Raw genomic sequence first — 16,028 nt, 5'->3', positions numbered from 1 at the left:
GCCGGGAGACTAGCCCCGCGACGCTGGCGGCTCCTGGATGGGGACCGCCGCGGTGGGCGGCCGCTGATCGCGCGGCCGCACCCCCGGCGAGACAGCGCGGCCGAGCCTGCCCGGCGGCACCGCGTCGACCTTGTTCGAGATGAGCTTGCTCATCCACCCGAGCCGCGGGTCGGGGTCGACGAGCATCGTCTTGACCGCGAGCGTCGCCGGCAGCGCGAGCAGCGCGCCGACCGGTCCGAGCGCAAACGCCCACACGAGCAGCGACAGGAACGAGGTCGCGGGCGTCACGCCGACCGCGTCGCCCGCGACCTTCGGCTGCACGAGCGACTGCATGACGAAGTTGATGACGCTGAAGAGGATCGCGGTGAGCAGCGCGTTGAGCGGGCCGTTCGCGAGCAGCGCCATGAGCGTCGGCGGCACCGTGCCGATCACGAAGCCGATGTTGGGGATGTAGTTGGTCACGAACGCGAAGACGGCCCAGACGAGCGCGAGCGGCACCCCGAGCGCCGTGAGGGCGACGAGGTCGAGCGCCGAGACGACGAGGCCGAACAGCGTCGTGACGACCCAGTATCGCTGCACGCCGGCCGCGAAGCGGTCGACGCCGCGCACGAGGTCGGGGTTCGTGAGCGCGATGCGCTGCATGCGGTCGGGCAGCCGCATCGAGTCCCACGCGAGGAAGAAGATGACGACGAAGAGGGTCGCGACGAAGCCGAGCACGACGCCCGCGTCCGAGGCGAGCGCACCGACGGTGCTCGCGATCGCCCCGGGGCTGAAGGCGTTCCGCAGCTGCTGGAGCGCCTCGTCCTCCGAGACGCCGAACGTCTCGAGCCACGCGAGCGTCTCGCGGTAGAGCCGGTTGAACTCGCTCGAGTAGCCGGGCAGCTCGGTCATGAGCGACTGCACGGACCAGTAGATCGACCACAGCAGCGCGACGAGGAACCCGTAGACCGTCAGCATCGATGCGAGCGCCGCGACGAACCTCGGTGCTCCGATGCGCAGCAGCCACTGCTGCAGCGGCATGACGGCGATCACGAGGTTGAGCCCGAGGAAGACGGGGGCGACGAAGGATGCGACCTGGTTGAAGGCGATGAGCACGGCGATGACCGCGATCACCGAGATCAGCACGATGAGCGTGCGCGGAAGCGCCCACCGCTCGCGCGGCGGCTCGGCCTGGACGACGGGCGCCGGCTGCCGCCGCCGCTGCCACGGCCAGCGCATCAGCGGAGCGCCCGCTCGCCGTCGCGGTGCGCGGCCTGCCGACCGCGGAACGCGTCCATCCCCTCGTTGACGCCCAGCGCATCCGCCACCAGGTCGCCGAGCGCGGTCGGCAGCGCCTTGATCGCCGGCACGAAGCGCACGAGCGGCGGCAGCGCGAGGAGCGTGCGGCGCGACTCGATCGCGGCGAGGATCTGCGTCGCGACGCGCGCTTGCGACAGGATCGGCAGCAGCGCGGGCACCTTCGTCGTGACGCCGTCGAACATGCCGGTGTCGATGTAGAACGGCGCGACCGTGAGGGTCGTGATGGGCGAGCGCTCCTTGCGCAGCTCGGCGCGCAGCGACTCCATGAAGCCGACCGCGGCGAACTTGCTCGCGGCGTAGTCGGTCTGGCCCGCGACGCCGATGAAGCCCGCGGCGCTCGCGACGGTGACGATGCGCCCGCGGCCCGCGTCGCGCATCGCGGGCAGGAAGGCGCGCGCGACGAGGATGGGCGCGATCGCGTTGACGCGCATCGTGCGCTCGATCTGGGCGACGCTCAGCGAGGCGAGCGGCTTGCCGGAGATGACGCCGGCGTTGTTGACGACGACGTCGACGGGACCGAGCATGAGCGTCTCGGCGGCAGCGAGCTCGATCGCGTCGGCGTCGGTGAGGTCGACGACGACGGCGGTCGCGCGGCCGTCCTCCGCGTCGATCTCGGCGATCACCGCGCGGGCCGCGCGCTCGTCGCGGTCCCAGAGCACGACGTGGGCGCCCTTCCGCGCCGCCGCGAGCGCGACGAGCCTGCCGATGCCGCTGCCGCCGCCGGTGATGACGATCCGCGTCGAGCCGTCGATGACGGTGTCAGAGCCCTTGCGCATCCGCGCCCCCTTCCAGCACTGCCTCGATGATGCCCGGTCTCGGCTGCGACAGGGCCCTCCGGAGGCCGGCGCGGTCGACGACGCGCCCGAACGGCCAGCCGTAGGCGGCCGCGAGGTGCTCGAGGTCGACGTCGTGCGGGGTGCGCTGCACGCGCGCGAAGTCGCCGGGGTCGGCGCTGCCAGCGACCTCGAGCAGCTCGAAGAGGCTGCCGCCGTTGTCGTTGCCGACGACGATCTGCAGCCGCGGCCGCTCCTCCCCCGGCGGCACGTGCAGGCCACCTGCCTCGTGCAGCAGGGCGAGGTCTCCGATGAGCAGCCGCGTGATGCCGCCGGCGCTCTCGCGCTCGTGCGCGACGGCGATGCCGGATGCGGTGCTGACGGTGCCGTCGATGCCGGCGAGCCCGCGGTTGGCGTGGGCGCGCACCGCCTTCGGGCCGGCGACGAGGTCGAGCTCGCGGATGAGCCGCGACGCCGCGACGACGAGCCGGTCGTGGGGCCACGTGCGGTCCCACACCTGGCTCACGAGCTCGCGGCGGGTGATGGGCGTGCGCCCCTCCGCGAGCTCCGCCCGCGCGTAGTCGGCGCGCGTGAGCTCCGAGTCGGGCGCCGCCTCGGCGTCGCGCGCGTCGGCGAGCGCGCGGCCCGCGTGGAGCCAGCGCTCCACCCACGCACGGTCGGCGTCGTCGGGCTCGGCGGGCTCGACCTCGATGCGGCCCGCGAGCACACGAGTGACGCCCGTGCCGCGCACGTTGTCCTGCCCGGCGCGGCCGAGCACGACGACCTCGACGTCGGGCCGGCGGATGAGGCCGGTCACCGAGCGCGAGAGGGTCGGGTGGCCGAGCACGACGACGCGCCGCACCTCGTCGGCGAGCTGCGACACGACGTCGCGGCCGTGCGGCACGAGCAGCCGACCGAAGCGAGCGCCGGAGGTCGGCTCGGCGAGCAGCGGCGCAGCGAGCGCCTCGGCGACGTCGACGGCCGCCGCCCCCGCGTCGGCGCCCGCGATCACGACCGTGCGGGGCGCGGGCAGGAGCGTCGCGCTCGGCATCGGCGGCCGCTCGACCCGCTCGACGCGGCGGTGCTGCGTCGGCTCCCCGCCCGAGAGCGGCTCGCGGAAGGCGATGTTGAGCTGCACGGGGCCGGGCTCGGTGTGCTCGCGGTCGCGCCAGCCCAGCGCGGCACGGACGGCACTGACCGCGTCCTCCTCGGGCTCGCGCAGCGCATCCGCCCCCACGTCGAGCACGACGCGAGCCGCGTCGCCGAAGATGCCGGCCTGCCGGGTCGTCTGGTTGGCGCGGATGCCGTGCAGCTCGGTCGGGCGGTCGGCGGTGATGGCGATGAGCGGCACGTCGCTGTGGTGCGCCTCGAGCATCGCGGGGTGGAGGTTCGCGAGCGCGGTGCCGCTCGTCACGACGATCGCGACGGGGCGCCGAGTCTCGCGCGCGAGCCCGAGCGCGAGGAAGGCGCCCGAGCGCTCGTCGATCCGCACGTGCAGGTGCAGCGCGCCCTCGCGCGCGAGCCGGGCAGCGGCGAGCGCGATCGACTGCGAGCGCGAGCCGGGGCAGACGACGATGTCGCCGACGCCCGCGTCGGCGAGCGCGGCGACGAGCCGGTCGGCGTAGGCGGCTGCGGGCAGGGCGTCAGGCACGCGCCGCGTCGCCGTCATCGGGCGAGCGACGGCCAGACCCGTCGGAGTCGTCGGGGTCGTTCCCGGCGTCGGGGCCCACGACCGGTCGGTCGGGGCGAGGGGCTGGGCCCGGCTCGGGCCGCGGGTCCTCGTCGTCGAGCGCGGCGAGCTGCGCCTCGAGCTCGGCGATGCGGCGGTCGGCCTCCTCGTCGGAGACGAGCGTCGAGCGCGAGAACGTCGGGTCGTCGTCGGGTGCCATCGGGCGCGCCGCGGAGCGGGGGCCCTTGCCCCACGCGAGCCAGGCGATCGGGCCGAAGACGGGCACGACGACGATGAGCACGACCCACAGCACGCGGTTGAGACGGCGGATGCGACGGTCATCCGTGACGGTGAGGTCGACGAGCGCGTAGACCGTCACCACGAGGGCGAGGATCCCGCCGAGGATGAGCCATCTCATGTCACCCACCCTAGGCCCGTTCCCTATGGCGCGGCTCTTAGACTTGAGGGCATGGGCCCCTCGATGCGCTACCTCGTCGTGCGCGCTGCGCTGTTCCTCGTGCCGTTCGCGCTGCTGATGATCGCCGACGTGCCGTGGCCGATCTCGCTGCTCGTCGCGCTCGCGTTCGCGTTCGCCGCGTCGATCGTGTTCTTCGGCAAGCTGCGCGACGAGGCGGCGCGTGACCTCCAGCGGATGCGTCAGGGGCGCAAGCGCGAGGGCGCCGGTCCCGACGACGCCGACATCGAGGACGAGGTGCTCGACGCGGGTGCTGCGCGGGCCGCCGATCTGACGCCGGGCGCGGGTGCTGCGGCGTCCGGCGATCCGGCGCCCGGAGTCGGCGCCGCGCGCGACGCGGACGTCGGTGCGGTCGACGCGAGCGCCGCTCGAGCGGACCTCGCCGACGCGGCGCCCGAGGCCCCGCCCACCCGACCGACGGACGCGGCCGACGGGCCCGACGCATCCGACCCGCGCGCCTGAGCGGGCGCGCGGCGGCTCAGGCGCCGACGAAGCCTGCCGGGCCGCCCCAGATCGCGATCGCGAGGCCGACGCCGTAGAGCAGCGCCGTCATGCCGGTGAGGCCGAGCGCGGTGATGAGGTCGCGCGGCGTGCGCGAGGTGACGACGATGACCATGGCGGGGCCCGCGAGCAGCAGCACCGCGAAGACGACGAAGCCGTAGGCGAGCGCGTACGAGAAGACCCACAGGATGCCGAACGGCACGAGCATGAGCAGCACGTAGAGCGCCTTCGACGGACCGCGGCCGAGCAGCGTCGCGAGCGTGCGCTTGCCGGCGGCGCGGTCGGTGTCGATGTCGCGCAGGTTGTTGCACAGCATGAGCGCGGCCGAGATCGCGCCGATCGCGATGCCGAGCGCGATCGAGTCGTCGGTGACGCGGCCGAGCATCGCGTAGACAGTGCCGCACACCGCGACCGGGCCGAAGAAGAGGAAGGCCATGAGCTCGCCGAGCGCGTAGTAGCCGTAGGGCTGCTTGCCGCCCGTGTAGCCCCACGCCGCCACGATGCAGACCGCGCCGACCGCGAGCAGCCACCAGCGGCCGCTCAGCACGACGACGGCGATGCCCGCGAGCGCGCCCGCCGCGAGGAAGCCGATCGCGACGTTCCGCACCGCCTCGGGCGCTGCCTTGCCCGCGCCGACGAGCCGCCCGGGGCCGACCCGCACGGCGTCGGTGCCCTTGACGCCGTCGGAGTAGTCGTTCGCGAAGTTCACGCCGATCTGCATGCAGATCGCGAGCAGCAGGCTCGCGATCGCGATGCCGAGGTGGTAGCCCTCGGCGTTGAACGCGGCCGCGGTGCCGAGCGCGACGGGCGCGACCGCCATCCCGAGCGTGCGGGGGCGGGATGCGGCGATCCAGTCGCGCGCGGTCGCGGGCGAGGGTGCGGTGCCGGCGTGCTGCGCGCGCTTGGCGGGGTTGCCGGAGCGGGGGTTGGCCATCGCCTCCGATGGTAGTCGCCAGGCGCCGCTCCACCGGGTCGCCGCTGGTCGAGACGACCCGCTCTCGCCCGGCGGCGATGCTCCGCGGACCCCATCTCGGCACACGGACCCGAGATCTCGGGTCCCCGCAGCAGGATGGGGTCCGCGGAGACGCGCGCCTCAGCCGAACAGCCCCCGGCGCCGCTCCTGCGTGCGGCTCGCGACGAGCCGCGTGAGGCGCTTGCGGTCGGGCTTGCCGGATGCGGTGGTCGGCATCACCGACACCGTCACGAGGTGGTTGGGGCGCGCGGGCTTGCCGAGCGCGTTGCCGACCGCCGCGCGGATCTCGGCGAGCGACGGCTTGAGCGTCGTGACGACCGCCGGCACCTCGCCCCACTCGGGGTGCGGCGCCGCGACGACGACCGCGTCGGGCGCGAAGGTCTGCACGACGTGCTCGACCGCCGCGAGCGACACCTTGATGCCGCCGGAGTTGATGACGTCGTCGATGCGGCCCGAGACCTGCAGCAGCCCGCTGATGAGGCTGCCCGCGTCGCCCGTCTTGTACCAGCGGGTGCCTGAGCCGTCGACGACGAAGCGCTGCTCGGTGAGCGCAGGGTCGTCGTAGCCGTCGGCGAGCTGCGGCCCAGCTATCTCGATCTGGTCGGTGAGACGCAGCTTCACGTCGCGCAGCGGCCGACCGTCCCACACGCATCCGCCGACCGTCTCGGTCGCGCCGTAGGTGCGGGTGACGCGCCAGCCGAGCCGCGCGGCGCGCTCGATGAGCCCGAAGGGCGCGCGCTGACCGCCGAGCAGGATGCGGTCGAGCCGGGCGATCGGCCCGATGAACGAGCGGTCGAGGGCGGCCGCGTCGACGAGCCGCGCGAGCTGCGTCGGCACGAGCGACGTGTACTTCCGCTCGTGCTCGAGGCTCTGCACGGCCTCGACGAACGCCTCCGCGGTGAAGGCGCCCTCGGTGCGCACGAGCGGCGCACCCGAGACGGCGTTGCGCCAGATGACGTTCTTGCCGGCGATGTACTGCTCCGGCAGCGCGAGCACCCACTGGCCCGCCCCGCCGAGCCGCTCGATCGCGGCCTCGGTCGACGCCTGCACGGCCTCATCGGAGATGATGACGCGCTTGGGCCTGCCGCTCGACCCGCTGGTCTCCACGACGATCGTCATCGCTCTCCTCTCCTGCTCGCGCGGTCCGTCCGGTCTCGGTGCTTCAGTAGTGCCACGGGTAGCCCGACCAGTCGGGCTCCCGCTTCTCGAGGAACGAGTCGCGACCCTCGACGGCCTCGTCGGTGCCGTACGCGAGCCGCGTCGCCTCGCCGGCGAAGATCTGCTGCCCGACGAGCCCGTCGTCGACGGCGTTGAACGCGAACTTCAGCATCCGGATCGCCGTCGGGCTCTTCGTCAGGATCTCGCGAGCCCACTCGATCGCGGTCGACTCGAGCTCGGCGTGCGGCACGGATGCGTTGATCGCGCCGGCCTGCAGGGCGCGGTCGGCGCTGTACTCGCGGGCGAGGAAGAACACCTCGCGGGCGAACTTCTGCCCCGTCTGCCTCGCCATGTACGCGGATCCGTACCCGGCGTCGAACGACCCGACGTCCGCATCCGTCTGCTTGAACCGCGCGTGCTCGGCGCTCGCGATCGTGAGGTCGCAGACGACGTGGAGGGAATGGCCGCCGCCCGCCGCCCAGCCCGGCACGACCGCGATGACGACCTTCGGCATGAAGCGGATCAGCCGCTGCACCTCGAGGATGTGCAAGCGCCCGCTGCGCGCGCTGGAGCTGGCGCCGACGGCCGTCTCGGGCGTCGGGGACTCTTCATACAGGTAGCCGTCGCGGCCGCGGATGCGCTGGTCGCCGCCCGAGCAGAAGGCCCAGCCGCCGTCCTTCGGGCTCGGGCCGTTGCCGGTGAGGAGCACGACGCCCACCCGGCTGTCCTGCCGCAGGTCGTCGAGCGCGCGGTGCAGCTCGTCGACCGTGTGGGGCCGGAAGGCGTTGCGCACCTCGGGCCGGTCGAAGGCGACGCGGCCGATGCGGCCGTCGCGCGAGCGGTGCACCGTGATGTCGTCGTAGCCGGGCTCCGCGTCGCCCCACTCGGCGGGATCGAACAGGGGCGAGATGGTCACCCGGCCAGCCTACTCAGGGCCGCTGAAGCCAGGGTCAGCCGCAGGCCTCGAGCGCGGTGCCGAACCAGCCCGGCTCGCCGCACTCCCAGCGCACGGGCCGGTCGTGCTCGTCGAGCGTGACGCGCACCTGCACGTCGAACGCCTCGCGGCCCGGCTCGTCGAGCGTCATGAAGCCGACCGACAGGTCGACGGTGCGCGCGACGGGGTCGACGCCCGCGACGTGCACGCGATCGTCGAAGCGGATGCGCGAGGCGTGCGGCACGAGGCAGCCGTTGCGCTGCCAGCACTCGTCGACCTGCGCCGCGGCGAGCTCGGTCGCGCGATCGCCCACCGCTCGCACGACCGTGACCGAGAGGTCGGGCTCGCTCGGGGTGCGTGGATCGCCGTCGACCGTGAACGCGTTCCCGCCCACGACGAGCACTGGCCCGGCGACCTCGTCGAGCTCGTAGACGCCCGGGTAGAGCAGCACGGGCAGGAATCCCGTCAGCTCGACGCCGACGATCGAGGCGCGGGTGCCGGGGTCGAGGCCGACGAGGTCGAGCGCCTCGGCGAGCGAGGTGCGCAGCTCCCACGCGCCGTCGACGCGCTCGGCCTGCAGCGTGCGGAAGACGTCGACGCCCCGCACGCGATAGTGCACCTCCGCGGTGCCTCGGTCGCCCTCGATGTGCACGACCTCGACCTCGGGTACCTCGATCGGGCGGGCCGAGCGCAGCACCTCCGGGGGCGCGGCGTAGGCGAGGCCGCGGATGGGCACCATCTCGCTCGCGCGGCGCGAGTCGCCCTCGGCGATCGCGTCGACGTAGTCGAGCGCGGTCGCGCGGAGGCTCTCGACCGCGGCCCCGGCAGCGGTCCGCTCCGCGATCTCGAGCGCCGCAGGCACGCCGGCGCCGATCGCGAGGCCGACGAGGGCCGCGGCCGCGACGTGCTTGAGGAGGAACGCGCGGCTCCCGCGCACGTGTGCGGATGCATCCGGCTCGATCGCGCGCTCGCGCACCTCGGGCGCGGGTGGCGAGGGCGTCGCGAGCGGCACGGCGCCGACCCTCGGAGCCACCGGCGGCGGCATCTCGAACTGCGGCATCTCGCCCGCCATGCGCTCATGATGCACCCGTCGCGATCGCTCGGGAAGCGGTGGGTTCGGCGGCTCAGTCGTGGGTCGGGCACGGGGCGAGCGCACCGTCGGCGGCGCCCGGCACCCCGCACTCCCACTCGAGCGGGCGGCCCTCTTCGTCGACCGCCAGCCGCATCGAGAGCTCGAACCAGGAGGAGGTGGTGCCCGCCGTCGCGACGAGCGGCACGCCGAGCTGGATCCTGCCGTCCGGTTCGATCGACCGCACGTACGCGCTCTCGGGGGTGCCGAGCAGCGCGCCGTCGGCGATCGGGCACGACCTCTCTGCCTGGCACTCGACTCCCGCGGCGATCGCGAAGTCGGCCGCGAGCTCGGCGAGCGGCTCGGAGAGCCGGCGCTCGACGTGGATCTCTGTGGGCGTGCGCGGGTCGCCGTCGATCGCGACGCGCTCCCCGCCGACGACGAAGACCGGTCCCTCGACGAGGTCGAGCTCGTACGTGCCCGGGTAGAGCCGCACCTGGCGCTCGGTGAGCGAGACCCCGGCGATCGACACCTGCAGGCCGTTGTCGAACGGCTGCACGATCGCGCGCTCGGCGAGCGAGGTCAGCAGCGCCCACCGCCCGTCGATCCGCTCCGCGTCGAGCGACCGCGCGTGCTCGCGGCCGCCGACCCGGAAGCGCACCTCGACGGTGCCGACGTCGCCGTCGATGTGCACGAGCCGCACGTCCGGCTGCTCGATCGGCCGCGCCGCGGCGAGCAGCTCGGCCGGCGCGATCGCGGCCGCCTCGGCGCCCTGCATGAGCGGCACGAGCGCCGTCGCCTCGTCGGCGCGACGCTCGGCCACCGCCGCGAGGTAGTCGGCGGCGACGGCGCGGAGCCGCTCGACGTCGTCGGCGACCGCGGCGCGGTCGAGCGCCTGCAGGGTCGCGGGCACCGCGGCGCCGACGAGCGCGCCCACGACGCCGGCGGCGATCACGTGGCGCCAGCCGACGCGACGGCGCCCGACCAGTGCCGGCGCGGGCTCCTCGAGCGCGAAGCCCGACGCTGCCCCGTCGACGTCGCGAGGCGCATCGCGCGCCGCGCCGTGGGGCTCGGGATGCGACAACTCCGGCGGCATCTCGAACTCCGGGATGCCGTGGACCGGCTCGCGATCGCGCACATCGCCACCCATGCGGCTCAGTCGATCGCGGGGCAGGGCGAGAGGTCGCCGTCGAACCGCCCCGGTCGTCCGCAGAGCCAATCGAGCGGTCGGCCGTCCGCGTCGACGCTCAGCCGCACCTGCAGGTCGAGCCAGGTGCCCGTCGGCGACTCCGGCGAGAGGGGCACGCTGAGGTCGAGCCGGCCGCGTTCGAGGTCGCTGAAGACGACGTGCACCTGATCGGTCGTTCGCAGCGTCTCGCCGGCGGGAACCTCGCAAGCGTCGGCGCGCTGGCACGCTGCGACGGCCGCGAGGGCGTGCGCCGCGGCGAGCTCCGACAGCTCTGGCGCGAGCTCCGACATGCGGTACGTCTCGGTGGGCGAGCGCGGGTCGCCATCCACGACGAAGCTCTCGGCTCGCGAGACGAGCACTGGGCCTGCGTCGCTCTCGGGCACGTACACGCCGGGGTAGAGGAGCGCCCTGCCGGATTCGACGGTCATGCCGGCGATCGTGAGCGTCGATCGATCGTCGGAGCTGTAGACGCTCACCGGCTCCACGAGCGTCGTCGCGAGCTGCCAGCGGCCGTCGCGGCGCTCGACGTCGAGCGAGCCGAAGATGTCGGAGCCGCCCACGCGGTAGCGCACCTCCACAGAGCCCCGGTCGCCATCCAGGTGCACGAGCCGCACCTCGGTCCGCTCGATCGGCCGAGCCGCTGCGAGGACGGGCGCAGGCGCGAGCGGCGTCCGGGCCGCCGACGGGGCGAGAGCGGTCGCATCATCGGCGCGCCCCTCGGCGATCGCGGTGAGGTAGTCGGTGGCGAGGGAACGCATACCATCGATCTCTGCCGCCGCTGCGGCCCGGTCGAAGGCCTGCAGCGCGGCCGGCACGGCGGCCCCCGCGATGACCCCGACGAGCGCCGCGGCGAGCACGTGCCGCCAGACGACGCGCGGTCGAGACGGGATCGGCGGGGCCTCGAGCGCGGGCTCCGCCGTCAGCTCCGTCTCGCCGACCGCGGTCGGAGCGGCGGCGGTCGGAGCGAGCGTGCCCGGGCCGGGCGCCGGGAGGGGCGGCGGCACCACGTCGGGCATCTCGAACTCGGGCATCTCCGTCGACACGCGACCATCCTGGCGGTCGGATGCGCCGTTCGCGCCCGCGCTGCGCGAATCGTTACGAAGGCGGGTCAGATGGGCGCGGAGAGCGCGCCGAGGAAGCCCCAGCCGAACCAGCTCGCCGCGCCGAAGAGCACGAGGAAGCCGAGCGCGAGGGCGGCGCCGAAGACGCCGGTGCGTCGCCCATCCGTGCTCCTCGACGCCAGGCAGCCGACGACGACCGCGCCGAGGCCGGCCGCGACGGCGAGCACGAGCACGACGACGAGCACGAGCAGCTCGCCCGGACGCGGTGCGAAGAGGTAGCTCAGCTGCTGCACGAGCGAGATGCCCTGCAGCACGAGCGCGCCGAGCATGAGCCACAGCGACATGGCGCCGAGGCGGGCGGCCCGCCGGTCGCGCACGGCGCGCGGCGTGCGGGGCGCGCGCTGGTCGGCCTCTGCGAGGAGTTCTTCGAGCATCGCCCGATGCTACGAGCGCTGCGTCGCCCGCCCGGGCAGGCGCGCGGAGGCATCCGCACTCCTCCGCGGCGTCAGCCGCAGCTGCGCGGCTCGGCGCCGGCGAGCGCGCAGCGCATGCCCTCGAAGGCGCTGAGCGTCGGGTCCATGAACCCGACGACCTCGAGCGACGTGCCCACCTCGCCCGACGCGATCGGCATCTGCACGGCGACCTCGCCGGCTTGCCCGGTGCGGGGCACGACGATGGGGCGCGGCAGCTGGGACGCGTCGAAGGCGGGCGGCAGGGCGCACGAGCGGGCTGCGACGCACTCGGCGACGAAGTCGCGGCCGGCGGCCTCGAGCGCATCGATCGCGGCATCGGTGAGGGTCGGCGTCAGGTCGACCGCGACGCGCGAGCGCGGGTCGCCGTCGGTCTCGAACGACGTGGCCGGCATCGTCACGAGCGGGGCGTCGATCGCCGCGATCGCGTGGCTGCCGGGCAGCAGCAGCAGGCTGCGCGTCGCGGGCACGACGCCGATGCCGTCGACCTGCACGGGCACCGAGAGGGCGGTCGCGATCGCGACGGGCTCAGCGAGGGTGCGCTGCATGCGCCACGCGCCGTCGGCGTAGACGGCGTCGATCTCGCGCAGCACCGTGCGCTCGGCGACGAGGTACGTGACGTCGACGCTCGCGGTGCCGTCGCCGAGCTCGACCGCGGCGACGCGGGGCGAGCGGAGCCGACCGTCCCGAGCGATCGTGCTCGGCAGGGCGGCGGCGCGCTCGGCGGACGGGAGCAGCGCCTCGTCGGCGGCCTCATCGTCACCCGTCGCGATCGCCTCGAGGTAGTCGAGCACCGCCTCGCGCGCCGCTTGCTCGGAGCGGGGGCCGTTCCGCTCGAGCAGGGCCTGCACGCCGAGCGTGCCCGCGATGCCGACGAGGAGGGCGACGAGCGCGATCGCGATCATCGCCCGGCGGGAGGTGGCGCGCTCCGGCGGGGCCGGGTCCTCGTCGGGCATCTGGAACTGCGGCGCCGTCGCCATGCGACCAAGGATGCCACCGCATCCGCCCCCGTCTACTGCAGGAGGCCGAGCGCGAAGCCGATGATGAGGAAGACGACCGGGTTGGAGATGACGAGCAGGCCGCCGGCGATCGCGGCCATCGTGATGTTCGCGGTGCCGCGCTTCGCGAGCGCCGCGATCGCGAACCACAGGCCGAGCAGCGTGAAGATGCCCCACAGCGGCAGGAGCCACACGACGAGCCCGTCGAGGTCGACGACGGCGATGCCGAAGCACAGCAGCAGCATCGCCCCGCACAGCACCGCGGCGACGAGCGCGAGGATGCCCCAGACGGGGTTGCGGCGACGGGTGCGCGCGGCGCGCGTCTCGACGACCCAGGGCAGCTCCACGGGACGATCATGGCAGGCGTGCGAGCATGGGCGCGTGGACCTCGCCCTCGAGCGGCTCGCCGACCGCATGCACGTCGTGTCGCTGCCGCTCGCCACGCGCTTCCGCGGCGTCGAGGTGCGGGAGGCGGCGCTCTTCTCGGGCTCCGCCGGTTGGGGCGAGTGGAGCCCGTTCCTCGAGTACGAGGCCGAGGAGGCCGCGCGCTGGCTGCGGGCCGCGCTCGAGGACGCCGATCGCGAGCGACCTGCCCCGATGCGCGGTTCTGTGCCGGTCAACGCGACGCTGCCGGCCGTCGCGCCGGACGCGGTCGCGGGCGTGCTCGCGCGCTACGACGGCTGCCGCACGGTGAAGGTCAAGGTCGCCGAGCGCGGCCAGGTGCTCGCCGACGACGTCGCGCGCGTCGCGGAGGTGCGGGCGCTGCTGCCCGACGTGCGCATCCGGCTCGACGCGAACGGCGGCTGGAACCTCGACGAGGCCGAGTCGGCGATCCGGGCGCTCGAGCGCTTCGATCTCGAGTACGTCGAGCAGCCGTGCGCGACCGTCCCGGAGCTCACGGAGCTGCGCTCCCGGGTGCGGAAGCTCGACATCCCGATCGCGGCCGACGAGTCGGTGCGGAAGGCGGAGGACCCGCTGCTCGTCGCGCGAGCCGGTGCCGCCGACGTCGTGGTGGTGAAGGCGCAGCCGCTCGGCGGCATCCGCGCGGTGCTCGAGATCGTCGCCGAGGCGGGGCTGCCCGCGGTCGTCTCGTCGGCGCTCGACACGTCGGTGGGGCTCTCGATGGGCGCCGGGCTCGCCGGCGCGCTGCCCGAGCTGCCCTACGACTGCGGGCTCGGCACGGGCGCGCTGCTCGCGGCCGACGTCGCGGCGCCGCTCGTGCCGGTCGGCGGCGTCATCCCGGTCGGCCGCGTCTCTCCCGACCCTGCGCTGCTCGAGGCGCACGCGGCTGCGCCCGAGCGGGTCGAGCACTGGCGCGAGCGGCTCGCGTCGGCGCTCCCCCACCTCTGAGTCTTCAACCGGACAGTCGGTCGGGTGAGGAGATATGTGTCGCGCCCCACCGACTATCCGGTTGAGGCTCGCTCGACTGGGGCGGCGGGCAGCGGAGCGCGGGCCGGGTTGTGCACATCTGGCCGTTCGCGCCGCGCGGACGCGCAGCGCGTGGGCGCATGGTGCGCGCATGGAGCTCCTCGAGTGGATGGGAACAGTCGGCGGCGTCTGCACGACCCGGGCCGCGCGCGACTTCGCCACGGGCGACGAGCTCGTGCGGCACCGCGCGGAAGGCCGGCTCTGGTCGCCGCTCCGGGGCTGGTTAGCGCTGGCGGGCGTGCGCAACGACGTCACGCGGGCGCTGCAGGCGGGCGGCGTGCTGACCTGCGTCTCGGCGTTCCGGGAGCACGGCCTCTGGACACCGCACGGGCCGCAGCACCTTCACGTGCGCGTGCACCGCGAGACGCACAGCGCGCGCGTCCACCGCTCGGAGCGGGCTGCGGGGATCACCGTGCACCGCCTGCACTTCTGGATGCCGGAGGAGCGACCGACGTTCGGCATCGATGCGCCCGAGACGGCCCTCGCGGTCGCGACCGCGTGTGTGTCGGAAGCCGATGTCATCGGCGCGACAGACTCCGCGGTGACATCTGGACGCCTCTCGCTGGAGGATGTGCGCGAGCTCGCGGAACGCTTGCCTCGAGACCGACGACGCGGCCTGGAGCGCGCGAGCGGTGAGACGGGCTCCGGCTCGGAGTCGACGTTCGCGCTCCTGCTGCGGCGCGCCGGCATCCGGTACGTGCACCAGTTCGAGCCGCGGCCGGGCCACTTCTCCGACTTCCGCATCGGCCGCTCGCTCATCGTCGAGATCGACTCGCAGCTGTGGCACGCGACGCCGCAGCAGCAGGCGAAGGATCGCGAGCGCGACGCCGCGCTGACGGCGATGGGCTACCGCGTGCTGCGCTTCACGTACGAGCAGGTGCTCTTCCAGCCCGACTACGTCATGTCGATCGTGCTGGCCCTGGTCCGGCGGCGCGCGCACCTCCGCCCGATCTGGGGCTGAGACGCTGTGCGGTGGACCGCCTCCTCACCCGAACGCGTCAGGTGAGCCCAACTCAACCGGATAGCCGGTGGGGCGCGACACATATCTCCTCGCCCCACCGGCTATCCGGTTGAAGACCCTAGAGGCCGCTGTAGGCGTGCAGGCCCTTGAAGAAGAGGTTGACGACCGAGTAGTTGAAGATGATCGCCGCGAAGCCCACGAGCTGCAGCCACGCCGACCGCGAGCCGCGCCAGCCGCGCGTCGCCCGCGCGTGGATGTAGCCGGCGTAGACGACCCAGATCACGAAGGTCCAGACCTCCTTCGTGTCCCAGCCCCAGTAGCGCCCCCAGGCATACTCGGCCCAGATCGCGCCGGCGATGAGCGTGAAGGTCCAGAAGATGAAGCCGATGACGCCGACGCGGTAGGCGAGGTCCTCGAGCTGCACCGTCGAGGGCAGCGCCCGCAGGAAGCCGCTGTCGCGCCGCTCCTTGATGAGCTGCAGGATGCTGAGGCCCGACCCGAGCGCGAAGAAGCCGGTCGCGAGCGTCGCGACGAAGACGTGGATGACGAGCCAGTAGGACTGCAGCGCGGGCGGCAGCGGCGTCGGCGTGACGTAGAAGTTGACGGTCGCGAGCCCGAGGAAGACGGTCGCGAGGCCCGAGATGAACACGCCGAGGAAGTTCAAGTCGCGCCACAGCCGGGACAGCACGAAGACGCCGACGATGACGGCGACGCCCGTGAGCGCGAACTCGTACATGTTCGCCCACGGCACGCGGTCGGCGGCGAGCCCGCGCAGCACGACGCCGCCGAGGTGCAGCGCCCACGCGATGACGATGAGCGCGAAGCCGATGCGCGCCCCGCGGCCCGGACGGGCGGCCGGCAAAGAGGCGGCGGGGGCGGATGCGGCGGCTCGCGCAGGCGCACCGGGCGCGCCCGCGCTCACGAGCTCGCGCGCCTCCTCGGGGACGGCGGCTGCGGCGGAGCGACGCGCGACGTCGACCGCGTAGGCGACGAACGCGAGCGTGTAGACGGCCATGGCCGAGTACACGAGCAGCAGCGACCAGGCGTCGAGTTCAGCGGGTGTCACGGCG

At 74.0% G+C, this 16,028-nt stretch carries 17 protein-coding genes and 1 pseudogene; 3 read left to right on the top strand and 15 right to left on the bottom strand.

The features are described from left to right. Positions 1-9: 9 nt before the first annotated feature. From ACP7BI_RS01065 to ACP7BI_RS01050, 4 genes are read right to left on the bottom strand one after another with little or no spacing between them, the layout of a single operon-like run. Complete coding sequence (locus tag ACP7BI_RS01065) at positions 10-1,218, bottom strand: AI-2E family transporter (RefSeq protein WP_425843070.1); 1,209 nt, start codon at positions 1,216-1,218, stop codon at positions 10-12. Then, positions 1,218-2,075, bottom strand: a complete 858-nt coding sequence (locus ACP7BI_RS01060; RefSeq protein WP_425843068.1) for an SDR family oxidoreductase — start codon at positions 2,073-2,075, stop codon at positions 1,218-1,220. Before ACP7BI_RS01060 ends, ACP7BI_RS01065 begins: the two co-directional genes overlap by 1 nt. Continuing rightward, positions 2,059-3,741: a 2-succinyl-5-enolpyruvyl-6-hydroxy-3-cyclohexene-1-carboxylic-acid synthase gene (gene menD / locus ACP7BI_RS01055; protein ID WP_425843066.1), complete on the bottom strand. Its 1,683-nt coding sequence runs from the start codon at positions 3,739-3,741 to the stop codon at positions 2,059-2,061. Before menD ends, ACP7BI_RS01060 begins: the two co-directional genes overlap by 17 nt. Then, complete coding sequence (locus ACP7BI_RS01050) at positions 3,716-4,159, bottom strand: PLDc N-terminal domain-containing protein (RefSeq protein ID WP_425843064.1); 444 nt, start codon at positions 4,157-4,159, stop codon at positions 3,716-3,718. The genes menD and ACP7BI_RS01050 overlap by 26 nt, the downstream gene beginning before the upstream one ends. Positions 4,160-4,210: 51 nt before the next feature. Here ACP7BI_RS01050 and ACP7BI_RS01045 point away from each other — a divergent pair, with 51 nt between their 5' ends. Next, positions 4,211-4,678 (top strand): DUF4229 domain-containing protein, encoded by a 468-nt coding sequence (locus tag ACP7BI_RS01045; RefSeq protein ID WP_425843062.1) that lies wholly within the window; start codon positions 4,211-4,213, stop codon positions 4,676-4,678. Positions 4,679-4,694: 16 nt separating this feature from the next. On the opposite strand, the gene ACP7BI_RS01040 is transcribed toward ACP7BI_RS01045, so the two are convergent. The 10 genes and pseudogenes from ACP7BI_RS01040 to ACP7BI_RS00995 form a co-directional block, all read right to left on the bottom strand. Then, complete coding sequence (locus ACP7BI_RS01040; RefSeq protein ID WP_425843060.1) at positions 4,695-5,651, bottom strand: 1,4-dihydroxy-2-naphthoate polyprenyltransferase; 957 nt, start codon at positions 5,649-5,651, stop codon at positions 4,695-4,697. Positions 5,652-5,810: 159 nt separating this feature from the next. Further along, positions 5,811-6,077, bottom strand: coding sequence for an AMP-binding enzyme (locus ACP7BI_RS01035; RefSeq protein WP_425843538.1), 267 nt, complete (start codon positions 6,075-6,077; stop codon positions 5,811-5,813). 258 nt (positions 6,078-6,335) lie between these two features. Further along, a pseudogene (locus ACP7BI_RS01030) lies at positions 6,336-6,830 on the bottom strand (AMP-binding protein); the annotation flags it as partial. Between the two features lie 22 nt (positions 6,831-6,852). Continuing rightward, positions 6,853-7,764, bottom strand: coding sequence for a 1,4-dihydroxy-2-naphthoyl-CoA synthase (locus tag ACP7BI_RS01025; protein WP_425843058.1), 912 nt, complete (start codon positions 7,762-7,764; stop codon positions 6,853-6,855). Between the two features lie 34 nt (positions 7,765-7,798). Next, complete coding sequence (locus ACP7BI_RS01020) at positions 7,799-8,854, bottom strand: hypothetical protein (protein WP_425843056.1); 1,056 nt, start codon at positions 8,852-8,854, stop codon at positions 7,799-7,801. Between the two features lie 52 nt (positions 8,855-8,906). Then, on the bottom strand, positions 8,907-10,001 hold the full coding sequence (locus tag ACP7BI_RS01015; protein WP_425843054.1) for a hypothetical protein: 1,095 nt from the start codon (positions 9,999-10,001) through the stop codon (positions 8,907-8,909). A 5-nt stretch (positions 10,002-10,006) separates the two neighbouring features. Further along, positions 10,007-11,083 (bottom strand): hypothetical protein, encoded by a 1,077-nt coding sequence (locus ACP7BI_RS01010; RefSeq protein ID WP_425843052.1) that lies wholly within the window; start codon positions 11,081-11,083, stop codon positions 10,007-10,009. Between the two features lie 65 nt (positions 11,084-11,148). Continuing rightward, complete coding sequence (locus tag ACP7BI_RS01005) at positions 11,149-11,535, bottom strand: hypothetical protein (protein WP_425843050.1); 387 nt, start codon at positions 11,533-11,535, stop codon at positions 11,149-11,151. Positions 11,536-11,606: 71 nt separating this feature from the next. Beyond that, on the bottom strand, positions 11,607-12,551 hold the full coding sequence (locus ACP7BI_RS01000) for a hypothetical protein (protein ID WP_425843048.1): 945 nt from the start codon (positions 12,549-12,551) through the stop codon (positions 11,607-11,609). Between the two features lie 32 nt (positions 12,552-12,583). Next, positions 12,584-12,916 carry a hypothetical protein gene (locus ACP7BI_RS00995; RefSeq protein WP_425843046.1) on the bottom strand — a complete coding sequence of 111 codons (333 nt, stop codon included), beginning with the start codon at positions 12,914-12,916 and terminating at the stop codon, positions 12,584-12,586. Between the two features lie 34 nt (positions 12,917-12,950). Between ACP7BI_RS00995 and ACP7BI_RS00990 the strand changes: the two genes are divergently transcribed. Next, positions 12,951-13,919 carry an o-succinylbenzoate synthase gene (locus tag ACP7BI_RS00990; protein ID WP_425843044.1) on the top strand — a complete coding sequence of 323 codons (969 nt, stop codon included), beginning with the start codon at positions 12,951-12,953 and terminating at the stop codon, positions 13,917-13,919. 169 nt (positions 13,920-14,088) lie between these two features. Further along, a complete protein-coding gene (locus ACP7BI_RS00985) occupies positions 14,089-14,958 on the top strand; it encodes an endonuclease domain-containing protein (protein WP_425843042.1) in 870 nt (289 codons plus the stop codon). Between the two features lie 118 nt (positions 14,959-15,076). Here ACP7BI_RS00985 and ccsB read toward each other — a convergent pair whose 3' ends face one another. Then, positions 15,077-15,973: a c-type cytochrome biogenesis protein CcsB gene (gene ccsB, locus ACP7BI_RS00980; protein WP_425843537.1), complete on the bottom strand. Its 897-nt coding sequence runs from the start codon at positions 15,971-15,973 to the stop codon at positions 15,077-15,079. Positions 15,974-16,028: the final 55 nt, after the last annotated feature.

The organism is Agrococcus sp. TSP3-2-1, from assembly GCF_049897585.1.
GTDB lineage: Bacteria > Actinomycetota > Actinomycetes > Actinomycetales > Microbacteriaceae > Agrococcus.
The sequence above is the reverse complement of the archived record's forward strand: the minus strand, read 5'-3'. Positions and strand labels throughout refer to the sequence as shown.